The 15,156-nt window shown below is 70.1% G+C and carries 15 protein-coding genes and 1 pseudogene; 10 read left to right on the top strand and 6 right to left on the bottom strand.

Annotation, left to right across the window (positions count from 1 at the left end; all coding sequences use genetic code 11):
• The first annotated feature begins 139 nt into the window (after positions 1–139).
• The 3 genes from ALI22I_RS46320 to ALI22I_RS46310 are packed head-to-tail and all read left to right on the top strand — an operon-like array spanning position 140 to position 3,179.
• Complete coding sequence (locus tag ALI22I_RS46320; protein WP_238598914.1) at positions 140–1,147, top strand: efflux RND transporter periplasmic adaptor subunit; 1,008 nt, start codon at positions 140–142, stop codon at positions 1,145–1,147.
• Positions 1,144–1,875, top strand: coding sequence for an ABC transporter ATP-binding protein (locus tag ALI22I_RS46315; RefSeq protein ID WP_238598913.1), 732 nt, complete (start codon positions 1,144–1,146; stop codon positions 1,873–1,875). The genes ALI22I_RS46320 and ALI22I_RS46315 overlap by 4 nt, the downstream gene beginning before the upstream one ends.
• Entirely contained in the window at positions 1,872–3,179 is a 1,308-nt protein-coding gene (locus tag ALI22I_RS46310; protein WP_077011866.1) for an ABC transporter permease, read from the top strand. Before ALI22I_RS46315 ends, ALI22I_RS46310 begins: the two co-directional genes overlap by 4 nt.
• 19 nt (positions 3,180–3,198) lie before the next feature.
• Here ALI22I_RS46310 and ALI22I_RS46305 read toward each other — a convergent pair whose 3' ends face one another.
• Positions 3,199–3,741, bottom strand: coding sequence for a DUF4232 domain-containing protein (locus ALI22I_RS46305; RefSeq protein WP_077011865.1), 543 nt, complete (start codon positions 3,739–3,741; stop codon positions 3,199–3,201).
• Positions 3,742–4,097: 356 nt separating this feature from the next.
• On the opposite strand from ALI22I_RS46305, the gene ALI22I_RS46300 reads away from it, so the two are divergent.
• Positions 4,098–4,910 (top strand): nitroreductase/quinone reductase family protein, encoded by an 813-nt coding sequence (locus ALI22I_RS46300; protein WP_077011864.1) that lies wholly within the window; start codon positions 4,098–4,100, stop codon positions 4,908–4,910.
• A 144-nt stretch (positions 4,911–5,054) separates the two neighbouring features.
• A complete protein-coding gene (locus ALI22I_RS46295; RefSeq protein ID WP_143532788.1) occupies positions 5,055–6,512 on the top strand; it encodes a trypsin-like serine protease in 1,458 nt (485 codons plus the stop codon).
• Positions 6,513–6,548: 36 nt separating this feature from the next.
• Here the strand turns inward: ALI22I_RS46295 and ALI22I_RS46290 are convergent, their stop codons facing one another.
• Positions 6,549–7,619, bottom strand: a complete 1,071-nt coding sequence (locus tag ALI22I_RS46290; protein ID WP_083752507.1) for a hypothetical protein — start codon at positions 7,617–7,619, stop codon at positions 6,549–6,551.
• Positions 7,620–7,929: 310 nt separating this feature from the next.
• Entirely contained in the window at positions 7,930–8,502 is a 573-nt protein-coding gene (locus tag ALI22I_RS46280; protein WP_077011862.1) for a TetR/AcrR family transcriptional regulator, read from the bottom strand.
• 89 nt (positions 8,503–8,591) lie between these two features.
• On the opposite strand from ALI22I_RS46280, the gene ALI22I_RS46275 reads away from it, so the two are divergent.
• On the top strand, positions 8,592–9,722 hold the full coding sequence (locus ALI22I_RS46275; protein ID WP_077011861.1) for a hypothetical protein: 1,131 nt from the start codon (positions 8,592–8,594) through the stop codon (positions 9,720–9,722).
• Here the strand turns inward: ALI22I_RS46275 and ALI22I_RS46270 are convergent.
• Both ALI22I_RS46270 and ALI22I_RS46265 read right to left on the bottom strand, forming a co-directional pair.
• The gene (locus ALI22I_RS46270) at positions 9,700–9,954 is read right to left on the bottom strand and encodes a hypothetical protein (protein WP_143532787.1); all 255 of its coding nucleotides are present in this window, start codon (positions 9,952–9,954) and stop codon (positions 9,700–9,702) included. The genes ALI22I_RS46275 and ALI22I_RS46270 overlap by 23 nt on opposite strands.
• A gap of 107 nt (positions 9,955–10,061) precedes the next feature.
• Positions 10,062–10,823: a class I SAM-dependent methyltransferase gene (locus ALI22I_RS46265; RefSeq protein ID WP_077011859.1), complete on the bottom strand. Its 762-nt coding sequence runs from the start codon at positions 10,821–10,823 to the stop codon at positions 10,062–10,064.
• A 241-nt stretch (positions 10,824–11,064) separates the two neighbouring features.
• On the opposite strand from ALI22I_RS46265, the pseudogene ALI22I_RS55835 reads away from it, so the two are divergent.
• Positions 11,065–11,814 (top strand): annotated as a pseudogene (locus tag ALI22I_RS55835) (S1 family peptidase); the annotation flags it as partial.
• Positions 11,815–11,841: 27 nt separating this feature from the next.
• A complete protein-coding gene (locus ALI22I_RS55830; protein ID WP_443217032.1) occupies positions 11,842–12,180 on the top strand; it encodes a proprotein convertase P-domain-containing protein in 339 nt (112 codons plus the stop codon).
• Positions 12,181–12,311: 131 nt separating this feature from the next.
• On the opposite strand, the gene ALI22I_RS46255 is transcribed toward ALI22I_RS55830, so the two are convergent.
• Positions 12,312–12,920 (bottom strand): hypothetical protein, encoded by a 609-nt coding sequence (locus tag ALI22I_RS46255; RefSeq protein ID WP_077011857.1) that lies wholly within the window; start codon positions 12,918–12,920, stop codon positions 12,312–12,314.
• Between the two features lie 134 nt (positions 12,921–13,054).
• On the opposite strand from ALI22I_RS46255, the gene ALI22I_RS46250 reads away from it, so the two are divergent.
• Positions 13,055–13,732, top strand: coding sequence for a TetR/AcrR family transcriptional regulator (locus ALI22I_RS46250; RefSeq protein WP_077012123.1), 678 nt, complete (start codon positions 13,055–13,057; stop codon positions 13,730–13,732).
• Positions 13,733–13,830: 98 nt separating this feature from the next.
• On the top strand, positions 13,831–15,129 hold the full coding sequence (locus ALI22I_RS46245) for an FAD-dependent oxidoreductase (protein ID WP_202971206.1): 1,299 nt from the start codon (positions 13,831–13,833) through the stop codon (positions 15,127–15,129).
• Positions 15,130–15,156 lie beyond the last annotated feature (27 nt).

Here is a 15,156-nt window from a genome sequence, read left to right as displayed (position 1 = left end):
ACCCCTGACCACGGGAAACCGCTCTCACCCCGGCCGTGGGTGAGAGCGGTTTCTCTTTGTAACGCAACCCGGTCCACCGCCCCGGCGTCATATGGGTAAGTTGGCGAGACCGGATAGGGGATTCGCTTTGGGGGGACCGGTGTCCAAAAATACCTTCGTCCGCGCGTGCGGACTGGTCGCGGTGGTGCTCACCGCGGCCGCGTGCACGTCGACCGGCGAGGAGCCGCTCAACCCGGAGCTGGCGCCACGCGGCACCGTGCAGACCACGGCCACGCCGTCCAGGCAGGACCTGTCGAACAAGGTCAGCCTGACCGGCAAGGTCACCATGAACCCGGTCTTCGGGATCGTGTCGCCGGTCGCGGGGCAGGTGCGCTACCTGACCCTGACCGAGCCCACCAGCACGCCGACCAGGCCGACCCGGTTCGCCACGGTCTGGCTGGACGGCAAGCCGAACAACGTGGACGTGCCCGCCGGCTCCACGTTCGGCGGGCGTCTGGTGGACGACCGCGCCACCGTCACCGCGGGCATGCCGATCGCGTCGGCGAAGTACGCGGGTTACGGCATCGTCGCGGACATCAGCGGCGAGCAGGCGTACCAGATCTCCGACGCCGCGCAGGGCGTGGTGCAGGCGCAGATCAAGAACGGGCCCGGCCCGTTCCCGTGCACCCTGCTCGGCACGATCGCGGCACTCCCGGTGGGCACCGTCCCGGCGCCGCCGCCCGCGCAGGAGCCGCAACAACCCGACGAGCCCGGCGTCACCAACGCCCCGCCGGTGCAGCCGCAGCAGCCGCAGGAGCCGAGCAACTCCTCCGAGCCGACCGGCCTGCGCCTGGTGTGCACCGCGCCCGCCGACGTGAAGCTGATCAACGGCGCCGCCGCCACCCTGGAACTGGTCACCGCGACCGCGCAGAACGCGCTGGTCGTGCCGGTCGAGGCGGTGGCGGGCGGCCAGGGCAAGGGCAAGGTCGACGTGGTCGGCCCGGACGGCGCCAAGCAGACCAAGGACGTCGAGCTCGGCCTCACCGACGGCAAGGTGGTGGAGATCAAGTCGGGCCTGACGGGCGAGGAGACCCTGGCCGTGCCGGGCCCGAACCTGCCGCCCGCCGCACCCGACGGCCAGGGCGGCCCCGAGACGGGGTCGAAGTGACCACCTCACCGCTCCTGGTGCCGGCGCTGCAGCCGCCGCTGATCCAGCTCACCGGCGTGACCAAGACCCTCAAGGGCCAGGACCAGCCGCGCACCATCCTCGCGGGCGTGGACCTGACCGTGCACCCCGGCGACAGCGTCGCCATCCTGGGCCGTTCCGGCTCGGGCAAGAGCACGCTGCTCAGCCTGATCGGCCTGTTCGACCGGCCCGACGGCGGCCAGTACCTGTTGGGGGAGCGGGACATCACGAAGATCCCCGAACGCAAGGCCGCCGCGTTGCGCAGCGCCGAGTTCGGGTTCGTGTTCCAGCGCTTCTTCCTGCTCAAGCACCTGACGGCGGCGCAGAACGTGGCCATGGCCCTGGTCAACGGCCAGGGCTGGCTGCCGCGGCGCAAGCGCAAGGCCAAAGTGCTGGCGGCGTTGGAACGCGTCGGCATCGGCCACCTGGCCAAGCACAAGCCGCCGCGGCTGTCCGGTGGTGAGCAGCAGCGCGTCGCGATCGCCCGCGCCCTGGTGCGCGAACCGCGCATCCTGCTGGCCGACGAGCCGACCGGCGCGCTGGACACCGACACCGGCAACCTGGTCGTGGACGTGCTGCGCCAGGCCACCGAGCAGGGCTGCGGTCTGGTGCTGGTCACCCACGACCACGACCACGCGGCGAAGATGGGCCGCGTGCTGCGCCTGTCCGACGGCGTGCTGAACCCCGTGCCGCAGCGGGTGGTCGTGTGATCAGGCTGTCCGGTCGGCTGCGCGCGTCGCTGATCATCGGCGGCCAGGGCATCCGGGCCCGCAAGCTGCGCACGTTCCTGTCGATGGTCAGCCTGTTCCTCGGTGTGCTGGCCGTGGTCGTGGTGCAGGCCGGCGCGGAGATCGCGAACCGGGCCATGCTCGCGGACGTCGAGCTGTCCCAGGGCAAGGACGGCACGCGGCAGATGTACCTGTCGCCGGAGGGCCAGACCGTGCCGGTGGCGCTGGAGGTCTTGAAGGGCCGCACCGACTCGGTGGCCATGACCAGCGCCAGCGCGATCATCGGCGAACCGGGTGTGAAGCCGATCAACGAGGGCGGCGGCCCGATCGACCAGCCCGGCGGCTACGGCCCCCGGATGACGTGCGACGAGTCCGGCTGTTACCCGGTGGACGACGGCAACGCCGGCGCGCCGCAGGGCCAGGCCGTGCAACTGGAACTCATCGGGCTGACCGGTGACATCCGCCAGTTCCGGCCGTTCCGCCCGTCGCAGGGCCGGTGGCTCGACTTCGGCGGCGAACCGTCGCTGGCGCCGAGGCTGGTGCTCAACGAGCATGCGGCGAAAGCCTTCACGCAGTACCACGTGCCGGCGGAGATGAGGGTCCAGGGCGCGACCGTCAACCCGACACCGCAGATCATCGGCGTGGTGGACGACGGCGGCTACCAGCCCGCGGCCTACGTCAGGTCCGACGAGATGCTGAACTGGCTGCCGGTGACCAGCGTGAGCGACAGCAACTCCGGCCCCGGTCTCCAGGTGCTGATGACCCCGGCCGCGACCGAGGTCGAGCACATCCTGCGGGCCAGGCTCACCGCCGCGGGCACGCCGGAAGACCGCATCCGCGTGAACACGGTGGAGACGCTGGAGCGCATGTCCACCGAGTTGGCGATCATGCGCTGGATCTTCCTGGGCATGGCGGCGCTCGTGCTGCTGATCGGCGTGGCGGGCATCCTCAACGTCGGCCTGGCGACCGTCGGCGAACGCATCGAGGAGTTCGCGTTGCGCCGCGCCGTGGGCACACCCCGGCTGTTGTTGGCGGGCATCGTGCTGGCGGAGACGCTGCTGACCGGTCTGCTGACGGCGGCGTTGGCGATCGGCGCGGGCGTGGTGGGGCTGAAGCTGGCGCTGACGATGTTCGGCTCCCGGTTCCCGTCGTTGGAGGGCGTGGCGTTCCCGTGGCAGGCGGGCGTGGCCGGGGTGGTCGCGGGTCTGGTGGCCGGCATCCTCGGCGGCCTGATCCCGGCGCTGCGCGCGGCCCGCATCCCCATCGCCACGGTCATGCGCGCCTAGCCGAGGTCACGCGGCGCAGTCACGGCGCGGCGGTCCACGGACCCACTCCGACCTTTCCGGTGCTACCGAGGTCCAGGGTGGCGGGGCCGCCGCGCGGGCTGACGGGCGTGAACACCTGCGACGGCTGCCCGACGGCGACCGCGATCTCCAGGTGGACGCCGACCACCGGCGGCGCGGTCGTGTCGTCGTAGGTGTTGCGCCACAACAACCCCGTTGTCGCCGACGCGCCGGGCGCCACCGTGACCGGCTGCGGCTCGGCGTCGAGACCGGTCTCCGAGGAGATGCCGAACGACCCTTGCCCGACGGCGACCGTCAACGGTTCGCGGTCCTCGTCCAGCAGCGTGATGGACGGGTAGCCGTTCAGCTGCAGCGTTTCGGTGCCGCAGTTGGTCAGCGTCAGGGTCATCACCCGCAGCCCCATCGCCGCGTCCTCGCCCGTCACCGCGTACTCCACACCGGTCGGACAAGGGTCGGGTGACGGCGGCGTGGGGAGCGGCTGCGGGGGAGGCTGCGGAGTGCAGGCCGACACGAACACCAACAACAGCAAAAGAAGTCGGGACACGCGATCGATGGTTCCACAACACAGCGAAGTTGCCGGAAGGCGCATTCCCGGGATAAGCTCACGCCCGTGACTGCCGGGTCGGCCTTGGGCCACAAGCGAGAGAGTCACCCGGCCAAGGTTTGACCGCCGGGTGGGCCCGCGGCCCGCCGTTCCCCTTGAGGCGTCAGGGTTTCCGCGCACGTCAGCGCGACGTACCCGCCTCCGCGCCCACAACCGCACTGCCGTTTCACGCGCGCCCACCACGGTCCCCGCGCGGGACCGTCATGTCCGCGCGTCTCCACAAAATCTTCACCGAAAACCACGGCGCAATTCACCCGTGGTGACCCGGTCATGCCCAAAATCAGGAGTACACGGGAATGGATTTCAACCAGCAGGTGATCGACGAGTTCCGGGCCAACGCGGGCCGGGTCGGCGGTCCGTTCGAAGGGGGCAGGCTCATCCTGCTGACCACCACCGGAGCCAGGTCCGGCACCCGGCACACCAACCCGCTCGGGTACCTGCCCGACGGCGACCGCATCCTCGTCATCGGGTCCGCCGGCGGCGCGCCCCGCCACCCGGACTGGTTCCACAACCTCGTCGCCGACCCGGTGGTCCAGGTGGAGGACGGTGTCTTCACCTACGACGCCAAGGCCACCGTCCTCGACGGACCGGAACGGGACGAGATGTGGGCACGGGCGGTCGAATCCGACCCCGGCTGGGCCGAGTACCAGGCCAAGACCACCCGGCAGATCCCGGTCGTCGCGCTCACGCAGATCGCGGGCGGCCCACCGAACGCGTCCAGCTGGGGTGCGGCGCTCAAGCTCGTGCACGACGCGTTCCGCCGCGAACTGGCCACCATCCGCCGTGAAGTCGCCGCGTCCGGGTCCTCCCTGGGCGCGCAGCTGAAGGTCAACTGCCTGACCGCGTGCCAGGGCCTGCGCTTGCACCACACGGCCGAGGGCGGCGGCATGTTCCTGATGCTGCGCGACCGGTTCCCGGACCTCGCACCGACCCTCGACCGCCTCGACCAGGAGCACGAGAGCATCGCCGCGCTCCTGACCGGCCTCCAGCAGACCCTGGACCGCAATGACGTGACGACCCTGCGCGCGGACGTGGACCGCCTGATCGGCGAGCTGGAAGCCCACCTGGCCTACGAGGAGGAGCAGTTGATCCCCTTTCTTGACGCGTGAAGGCAACCAAACGGCCCACTCGCGCCATTTATGAGTAGGTAGGACTACCAGTCTTCGTCCGCCGCGCGGGCATTCCCGGACGTGATCGGTTCACGACCGCTTGAATGACCGTGCTTGTCCCATCCAGCTGAACAAGGAGAAGTCGTGGGTAGAGCTAGGGGCTTGGGGGCCCTGTTCGCCTCGCTGGTCGTCGCGGCGACCGTGTTGAGCGCGACAGGAGGAGCCGCCGCCGCACCACCGGGACGCGGCACAGTGGACCCGGCGTCGGTCGCGGAGTCCGTGCGGTACCTGGTCGAGACCTACGGCGTCAGCGAACGGGAGGCGCTGCGCCGGCTCGAACTCCAGAACGAGGCGGTGCGCCTGGACCAGGTGCTCCGCAAGGAGAACGCCGCCCAGTACGGCGGCATGTGGCTGGACCAGACGTCCGGCGTGCTGGTGGTGGCCACGACCGAGCCGGCTGCCGTGCGGTCGCACCTGAAGGACCTGCCCGACCGGGCGCACGTCCGCACGCAGCCCGTCCGGCACTCGCTGGCCGACCTGACCGCCGCCAAGGACCGGATCGCCACCAAGGTCGGCGCCGGCCCCGACGCGGTGTACCTGCCCGCGGTCAACGAGCGGGACAACGAGGTCGTCCTGTGGGAGCGCACGTGGGTCGCGCAGGAGAAGTTCTCGGTGGCCCAGGAAGGTGACGCCGCACGTCAGGCGATCGCCGACGAGTCCGGCGTGACGGTGCGGACCAAGGTCCTGCCCAAGCCGACGCCGCTGTCCACGCCGAACGTGGACTGGGGCTTCTGCCACCCGCTCTACTGCACCAACTACGGCCCGATGCGCGGCGGTCTGCGGCTGGACATGCAGCGCGACAACGGGACCTGGGGCGGCTGCACGGCCGGCTTCAACCTCCGGACCACCGGCGGCGGGTTCCCGGGCAAGGGCTGGCTGCTGACCGCGGGCCACTGCATGGCGACCAAGACCAACAACGTGCCGACGCAGCACAACGGCAACCCGGTGCTCCAGCAGCACGGCATCGAGAAGAACTCCTACCCGTACGACTACGCGGCCCTGCCGTACGTCGACGCGGCGGCCGAGAACACCTGGCTGGCGAGCCAGACCGGCCGCAACCGGGTGCTGAAGTACTGCCGCAACGGTGGCGGCGACAGCAACGCCGACACCCCGTGCGGTCAGCAGGCGACGTCGGTGGACGAGTACATCACCGGCATCCACACGCTGGCCGAGGTCAAGGCGGGCTGGGTGGTGTGCGCGTCCGGCTCCGGGTCGAGCGCGGTCAACTACCCGGCCTCGGTGGACAGCGGCGCGGGCGAGGGCTACCTGGTCGGCACCCGCTGCGGCCGGGTGCTGTCCACCGACGTCGGCATCAACACCGACATCTGCGCCCGTGCGGGTGACAGCGGCAGTCCGCTGTTCAGCCAGGTCGACCACACCGCGCTGGGCATCCTGGAGGGCAGCCAGCAGGCCCGCCACGGCATCTGCTACGCCGGTGAGCTGAACAACTACGTGCCGATCGACACGATCCTGACCGACCTGAGCGCCCGCGCCGCGAGCCAGGGGTCGAAGTTCTCGGTGATCACCACGCCGAACGGCTGACCGAACGTGACCCGCCTCCCGTGACAAGGGGGCGGGTCACCCCACCGGCGCCAACAACCCCGCCACCAGCAGCACGCACACCAGCGCCGCCACCAGCCCGGCCGCCACCAGGTAGTGCCGCACCGTCGCCCGCCCCGGCATCCGCCGCAACGCCACCACGACCGCCACCAGCGCGGTGAGCGCGATCGGCAGCAACGCCCGCCAGGCCCGGTCGAACGAGAACGGCAGGAACGAATCCGCCCCGTACAGGGACAGGATCAACGCCGGCAGACCCAGCCCGGCCGCCGCCGCGGCCGCCGCCATGTTGAACCGCTGCTGGGCCTCGCCGTCCTGCGCCACGGCGAACGTCGACATGCTGCTCAACAAGGCATGGAGCCGGGCCACCTCTTCGGCCAGCTCGACGTCCATCGCCTCGCAGTGCCGCAACGCCGCACGGTGCGTCGCCGTCCACGGGTTGCTCCCGTCCACCTGCTCACCGCGGTTGGCCCGGTAGGTGTCGGCATCCCACAGCCCGATCCACAGGCCCTCCCGCACCGCCGCGCGGGCGTGGTCACGGGCCCGGCTCAACGCCATGGACAACTCGATGATCTGCGCCAGCAACGACCGCAACGCGGTGGACCTGCGCTGCGCCAACAGGTCCGCGACCTGGCGTTCCACCTCGTAGCGCAACCCGCGCAGCCTGGTCACCTCGTCGCGGGAGGCCTCGGCGAGCGCCTTCGCCACCGTGACGGCCTTGGCCTTCGGGTCACCGTCGATCCGGTGCGCGGGCTCGGCCAGCGATCCGACCACCGCCTCGGTCAGCCCGCCCGACTCGGTGTCCTGCTGCCACCCGGTGCTCTCCCGCCACACCGACTGCACCAGGAACGCCACCGACGTCCCGCCGTCGGCGGTCACCGCGACCCGCGCCTCGCCGACCACGATCCGCCGGTCACCGCGATCGCCGATCAGCCGGACCAGCGGCGGCACCAGGAGCGCCTCGGCGCCCGACCGCTGCCAGATCTCCCGCCGGAGCGGCAGGTCGACACCGGGCTCGGTGGACACGACCGCGTGCAGGCCGTGCCCCTCTTCCACCGGGTCACCGGCGAACAGCAGGGAGGTGGACGGCATGAGTGGATCCTAGATCGACACCCGACCGGTCACGTGCGGGTTTCGCCCACACCCGACCCGGCACGCGCCGGACCGGGTCGTTCGCGCCGACCAGCGCGGTCACCGTGCCGGGCGCCAGCTCGAACGAGCAGTCACGCAACGCCCAGTTCCGGCGATACCGCATACCCAGACCGTTCGCGCGCACGGCGAACCCCACGTCCACCACCAGAATCCCCCAGATTTGACGAAAGACTGGTCGATCACTCATTACGGCGGCCGGCGGAACGGCCGTCTCAGGCGGCCGTTTCCGGGGTCGGCAGTGGCGGGGAGGTCAGTAGTGCCGGATGCCCGCCGACAGCGTCTGTGCCCACGGCGCGTCGACCGCGTCCGCGCCCACCGCCACCACCAGGTGGCACAACATGCCCTTGGCGAAGAAGTCCTGCACCTGCTCGTCGCTGCCGCCGGACACGCCACGCACGTACTCGGTCATCCGGGCGTACCCGCGCTGGACGACCTCGCGCACGGCCGGGTCCGAGATCGCGGCGCACTGGGCGTGCATCTGGACGAGGAGGAGCGTGCTCTCGTCGGCGATCAGGCGGGCGTAGGCGTCGCCCATCGCGTAGAGGACAGCCTCCGGGCTGCTGCCCTTGGCGGCCGCGACACCGTCGGCCAGGCTTTCCCGGATTCGGGCGAAACAGTGCTCGACCACGGACAGGAACAGGGCTTCCTTGTCGGGGAAGAGGCGGTAGACGTAGGCCTGGGAGATGCCGGCGGACTTGGCGACCTCGCCGGTGGTGGTGCCGTAGTAGCCGCGTGCGGCGAATGCGCCCAGGGCGGTGCGCAGGACCGTGTCGCGGCGTTCCTCGGCGGTGGAGAGTCGTCGTTCGCTTGTTGCGCCAGCCATATGTGTAATTAACCACTCACAATGGTGGGGGTCAAGTCGACGCGCTCATCGACCGACGACCCGCCCACCACGGGGTTAGGGTCGTTCGCATGTCCCGTGGCGTGGTGGTGCTGGTCCTCCTGCTGCTGGCGGCATGCAGTTCACCGCAGTCCGCCGAGCCCTTCACGCCCACGGCGCTGCCCTCTCCGACCACCACCACTCCCGCCGGCACTGTGGCAACGACCACCACGTCCTCACGTGTGCGGGTGACGGCTCCACCGGCGGGCAATCCGAACGGCGGAGCGCCCGTGCCACCAGAGGCCGCCGCCGTGGACACCACCCGCCCGACCCGCGTGATCGGCGACGGCACACCCGCCGGCTGCACGTCCCAGGCGGTGGTGGCGGCGGTGGCACAGGGCGGGATCATCACGTTCGACTGCGGCTTCGACCCGATCACCATCACCATGACCGTCACCGCGCAGGTCCGCAACGATGCGGTGCAGGACGTCGTGCTGGACGGTGGGGGACTGGTCACCCTCAGCGGAGCCGGTCAGCGCCGCATCCTCTACCAGAACACGTGCGACGAGACGTTGGGCATCACCACGTCCCACTGCCAGGACCAGGACCACCCGCGACTGACCATCCAGAACATCACGCTGGTGGACGGCAACTCCATCGGTGCGACCGAGGGCGGCGGTGCGGTGTTCGTGCGCGGCGGACGGGTCAAGGTGGTCAACTCCACGTTCGTGCGCAACAAGTGCGACCAGAACGGGCCGGATCTGGGTGGTGCGGGGATGCGCGTGCTCAGCCAGTCGGCCAACCAGCCGGTGTTCGTGGTCGGCAGCACGTTCGACGGTGGCACGTGCGCGAACGGCGGGGCGCTGAGCAGCATCGGCGTGTCGTGGGTAGTGCTGAACAGCCTGCTGCGCAACAACTCCGCCATCGGCCACGGCGCCAACCCCGCCCGTGCAGGAACTCCAGGCGGCGGCAGCGGCGGCGCGATCTACGCCGACGGCAACACGTTCACCGTGCGAATCGCGGGTAGCATCGTGGAAGACAACAAGGCGAACGAAGGCGGCGGCGCGGTCTTCTTCGTCAGCAACGACCGCACCGGCACGATGGCAGTGGAGTCCTCCACCCTGCGCCGCAACTCCAGCGCAGGCTTCGAAACCCCCGGCTACAAGGGCATCTTCTTCCTCGGCGCAGCAAACCCCTCGGTCATCGGCTCCACCATCCAGTAGCACTCCGGCCCACCTCAGGCCGCGATGGCAGCGGGTGGTCGGTGGAGAACTGCTCCACCTCGGCCGGATTCCCCCGCAGTAACCGTTGATAGGAATCCAGGTCATAGCCACACCGCAACACCTGGGCCAACAACTCCAACCGCTGCCGATGCATCGCCCGCATCGACGCCTCGACATCCGCCGCCGCGGCGAACACGGCTGCCTCGTTCAGCAGCGGACGGGAAAGTTCCATACCTCCATGATATTCGAACGAGCGTTCGCGGTCATCGCTCGACCAGGTGAAAAGGATCGTCCAAAAGCGACAGCTTCAGTGAGGAATTTCTAGGCAGCACAACCACTTCAGGGAAGTTCGGTGATCACATGTGTCAGTGCGGCGACCTGTCGGTACGGATCGGTTGCGCCGGCACGTTCTTCGCACTCAAGCAACGCGGCGAGCGTCTGTTCGTCGGGGAGTGGGGCGTCCTCGGACAGGTGGTCGGTGAACACGCGCACGCCGTACCAAGCGCGCAGCACCAACCCCTGCGCTGCGAGCGCGTCCGTCAGATCCCCCAGGCGATCCGCGCGAGCGGTCACGCCGATGCGGTTGTCGTAGGACTCACCGCTGAACGCGTCCAGCGGCGCAGTCCAATCACCGAGCAGGCCCGGTCGCATCGCCAGTCCGTCGCCGTTGCGCACCAACAAGGACACGAGCCCGCCCACCGCAACGACGTTCGCCAACTCGGCCAGCAACGGCGCCGGATCGGGGTAGTACATGAGAACTCCGTGGCAGAGCACCAAGTCGAAGCTCCGCGCCGGGAACGGCAGGTGGCGTGCGTCGCCCTGCATCAGGTCCACTCGCGCGCGGACGTCCGGCTCCTCCGCCGCCAGGGCGTCGGAGAAGTCGCTCAACAACGTGGCCGAGGAGTCCAGCCCGGTCACTCGGTGGCCGAGCCGCGCCAGCCGCAGCGCCTGCGTGCCCTGCCCGCACCCCACGTCCAGAACGGACCCGCCTGCCGGCAGGTGCGACGCCAGCTGTCGGGTCACCACTTCCTGTCGCACGACCTGGCGGAGGGTGCCGAGACGGGACCGCCAGCGGTCCTCGCCCGTGGTGAAGGTGGTCATGTGACCTACAGAACCACGTGGCCACCTGGGACGCCGGCGCAAGAATTCCCGTCGATCGTCGGATTGTGAGCAGGCCGTCCGCCGCGCACGATGAGGCGCCGGCAGAGGGGCCGGCTGGATATCTCCCTGCGATCTCGACGTCCGGCCACCCTGCGAGCACGACCCCGGCCGGGCGCGGGAAGGATCAACCGTGCGCAACACTGCTGGAAAGACGCTTGCCCTGGCGGCGGGCGTCGTCGCGATGCTGGCCGCGTTCGGGGGCCAGGCGGTCGCCGCGCCACCGCCACCGGACTCGGGCAACCTGACGCCGATGGTGGTCGGCGGCACCCAGGCCGCCAAGGGAGAGTTCCCCTGGATGGTGCGTCTGTCCATGGGCTGCGGTGGTTCGATGCTGACCGACCAGCTCGTGCTGACGGCGGCGCACTGCGTCAACAGCACCGGCAACAACACCTCGATCACCGCCACCTACGGCGTGGCGGACCTCCAGGACACGTCCAGGATCACCCGCACGTCCACCTACGTGCACCGGTCGCCCACGTATGACACCTCCACCGGTGGTGACTGGGCGTTGATCAAGCTGGCTACGCCGATCACCGGCGCGGCGCTGCTGCCGATCGCCACCACCAAGGCCTACGACACCGGTGTGTTCACGGTGGCCGGTTGGGGTGCCACGGCGGAGAACGCCGGCCAGTCCCGTTACCTGCTCAAGGCGAACGTCGACTACATCGATGACACCACGTGCAAGAACTCGGACCCGTACTACGCGGACCTGAAGCCGGCCGCCGAGCTGTGCGCGGGCAAGCTCGCGGGTGGCGTCGACACGTGCCAAGGTGACTCGGGCGGTCCGATGTTCCGCCGCGACAACAACGGCGCGTGGATCCAGGTCGGTATTGTCAGCCACGGCAACGGATGTGCCCGGCCGGACAACCCCGGTGTCTACGCCGAGGTCAGCACGTTCGCCACGGCCATCAACCAGGCTGCGGCGAACCTCGGCGGCACGCCGCAGCCTCCCGGCAAGGTGTTCGAGAACCTGACCAACGTGAACATCCCGGACGCCGGCTCGGCCGTGTTCAGCAACGTGACGGTCAGCGGTGTGGCGGGCAACGCGCCGTCCACCCTGAAGGTCGGCGTGGACATCAAGCACACCTACAGCGGTGACCTGGTGATCGACCTGGTCGCACCGGACGGCTCGACCTACCGGATGAAGAACTCCAGCAACTCCAGCACGCCGAACGTGGTCACCACTTACACGGTGAACGCGTCGTCCGAGGTCGCCAACGGCACGTGGCGGCTCAAGGTGCAGGACGTCTACAGCCAGGACACCGGCTACGTGGACTCCTGGAAGCTCACGTTCTAGGAACCACTCACGGTCACTGGCATACAACGGTCCGGTGACCGAACCGACCATCGCGCTGTTGTGAGCTGTACGCCGACAGCCGTTTCCGGAATGCGCCTGAAACGCCAATCCGCACCATCGAGGTGAAGCTGTCACCGCGTCCGTCGGTCTGACTCCGACGTGCTGGTCGCCCGGCGCTGCCACAGCTCCCGGGCGACCAGCCAGCAGCCGACGAGCAGGAGCAGACCGTGGGCCATGCGCCCCGGCGGGGCGGTGAAGAACTGCGGCAGGAAGAGCGCGAAACCCAGCGCGTAGGGGATGGCGAGCTTGCTCTTGAGCTCGACGGCGGCCATCACACCACCCACGGCGAGCACGATGAGGCCGATGGCGAAGATCGTGATCCCGACGGGCTGGTAGCGGACCGCTTCGACCAGTTCCAGCAGGCGCGGGTCCGGGTCCTCGGCCGCGCGCAGGCCGAGGGGGTACAGGCCGAACGTCTCCGCGCCGTAGTAGACAGACGTCAGCAGCGCGCCGATCGTGGTGACGACGGCGGCGCGGGAGCGTTCGAGGACCGGCAGGCCGAGGCTGACCAGCAGGAAACCGCCCACGGCGAACATGTGCGAGGCGACCCAGGCGGATGTGCCCATGACGCGCAGGCCTTCCACCGTCGTCTCGTCCGAGTAGGGCCGCAGCACCGGGTAGAGCAGGAAGAACGCACCCGCGACGCCGAACGCGGCGGTGCCTGCCTTGAGCTTGTCCATGACGTCTCCGTGAGCACTAGTCGTTTTGGAGAGCATCGCTCTCTGGTGAGAATGGTGCCGCCTCGCGCCCGTCCTGGCAAGAGCGATGCTCTCTTTTGTTGCAGCCGCTCTCGAACTGCGCGATCATCGGCGCCATGACCGGCACACCGAGGCAGCGAGCGCGGGCTCAGGCGATCGAGGACATCAAGCGGATCGCGAAGGAGCAGTTGGCGCGGGAGGGCAGCGCGGCGCTGTCGTTGCGGGCGATCGCGCGGGAGTTGGGCATCGTGTCGTCCGCCGTGTACCGGTACGTGCCCAGCCGGGACGACCTGCTGACCATGCTCATCGTGGACGCGTACAACTCGCTCGGTGACGCGGTCGAGGCGGCCGAGGGCGCGTGCGCGCGGGACGACCTGCGCGGCCGGTGGCTGGCGCTCGGGTCGACGGCGCGGGCGTGGGCGGTCGAACGGCCGTCGGAGTACGCGTTGATCTACGGCAGCCCGGTGCCCGGCTACCAGGCCCCGGTGGAGCAGACCGGTGATCCGGGCACCCGGGTGTCGTTCCTGTTGTTGGCGTTGCTGGTGGACGTCGAGCGCCGACGCCCGCCTTCGGCCCCGCTGTCCGGGCCGCTGGGCGAGGATCTCGCCGCGCTGCGCGACACCCTGGGGCTGGAGATCGGCGACGATCTGCTGGCCCGCGGGTACCTGGCGTTCACCGCGATGTTCGGCCTGATCAGCTTCGAGGTGTTCGGCCAGTACCGCGGCAGCTTCACCGACTGCGCCGCCCACTTCGAGCACCAACTGGGCCGGTTGGCCGACCTGCTCGGCATCTGAACGAGCGGAGTGGGGAGCGTTCGGGTTTTGCCGCACAGGCCGCACAGGCCGCACAGGAGGAGATGCCGCCAGCCGCTGAGCGCTGCCACTGTCGCCGGATGAGACATGCGGTGGTGTCGGGCGCGAGCATGAGCGGGTTGCTGGCGGCACGGGCGTTGGTCGAGGACTACGACCGGGTCACCGTGGTCGATCGGGACCCGCTGCCGGCTGACGTCGGGCACCGCCGCGGGGTGCCGCAGGCCAGGCACTTCCACACCATCCTGCTGCGCGGGGCGCAGGTGCTCGACGAGATGTTCCCCGGTCTGGTGGACGAGTTGGTCGCCGCGGGCGGGCATCAGGCGGACTTCCTGAGCGAGGCGCGGCTCGTGGTGGCCGGACACGAGTTGGTGCGCACGGTCACCGGCGCGTCGGACATCCAGACGACCCGGCCGGTGCTGGAGGGGGCGATCCGGGCGCGGGTCGCGAACCACCCCGGTGTGGAGATCCTGTCCGGTTGCGACGTGGTCGGGCCGGTGGTCGAGGGCGGACGGGTGACCGGGGTCCGGATCGTCCGGGACGGTGTGGGCGACGTGCTGGACGCCGACCTGGTGGTGGATGCGATGGGGCGTTCCGGACGGGCGCGGGCGTGGTTGGCGTCCATGGGGTTCCCGACGCCCGCCGAGGACCGGATCGACGTCGACATGGTGTACGCGAGCCGGTTGGTGCGGCCGGCCGCACCGTTCCCGGACAAGCTGGTGCTGGTCGGTCCGGTGCCCGGCCGGCCGACCGGGTTCGCGTTCGCCGCGCAGGAGGGCGGCCGGTGGATGGTCACCGCCGTGGGTATGGCGGGCGACCACCCGCCGACCGACGAGGCCGGCTACCTCGCGTTCCTCAAGCGGTCCGCGCCACCGGACGTGCACGACGCCATCGCCGCCGCCGAACCGCTCACCGAAATCCGCCTGCACCGGTTCCCGGCCAGCCTCCGTCGGCGCTACGAACGGCTGCGCCGGTTCCCGCCGGGTCTGCTGGTCTTCGGCGACGCGTTGTGCAGCTTCAACCCGATCTACGGCCAGGGCATGACCGTCGCGGCGCTGGAGGCCCAAGCCCTGCGGCGGTGCCTGCGGGACGGCGAGCGCGACCTGGCGCGGCGGTTCTTCCGCGCGGCGGCCGGGATCGTCGACCCGGTGTGGCAGCTCAACGCGGGCGGCGACCTGGCACTGCCGGAGATCATCGGTCACCGCCCGCTGACCACCAGGCTCCTCAACCGGTACGTCGCCCGACTGCAACGCGTCGGCGCGCACGACCCGGTGGTCGCCACCGCGTTCGTCCGCGCCATCGGACTGCTCGACCCGCCGTCCTCGATGATGCGCCCCGGCGTGCTGGCCCGTGTCGTGGTCGGCGGTATGCGCCGGAGCTGAGACGACCAGGTCTGCCGAACGGCTACC

Origin of the sequence: Saccharothrix sp. ALI-22-I (assembly GCF_001984175.1) — a bacterium.
Lineage (GTDB): Bacteria > Actinomycetota > Actinomycetes > Mycobacteriales > Pseudonocardiaceae > Actinosynnema.
The sequence above is the reverse complement of the archived record's forward strand: the minus strand, read 5'-3'. Positions and strand labels throughout refer to the sequence as shown.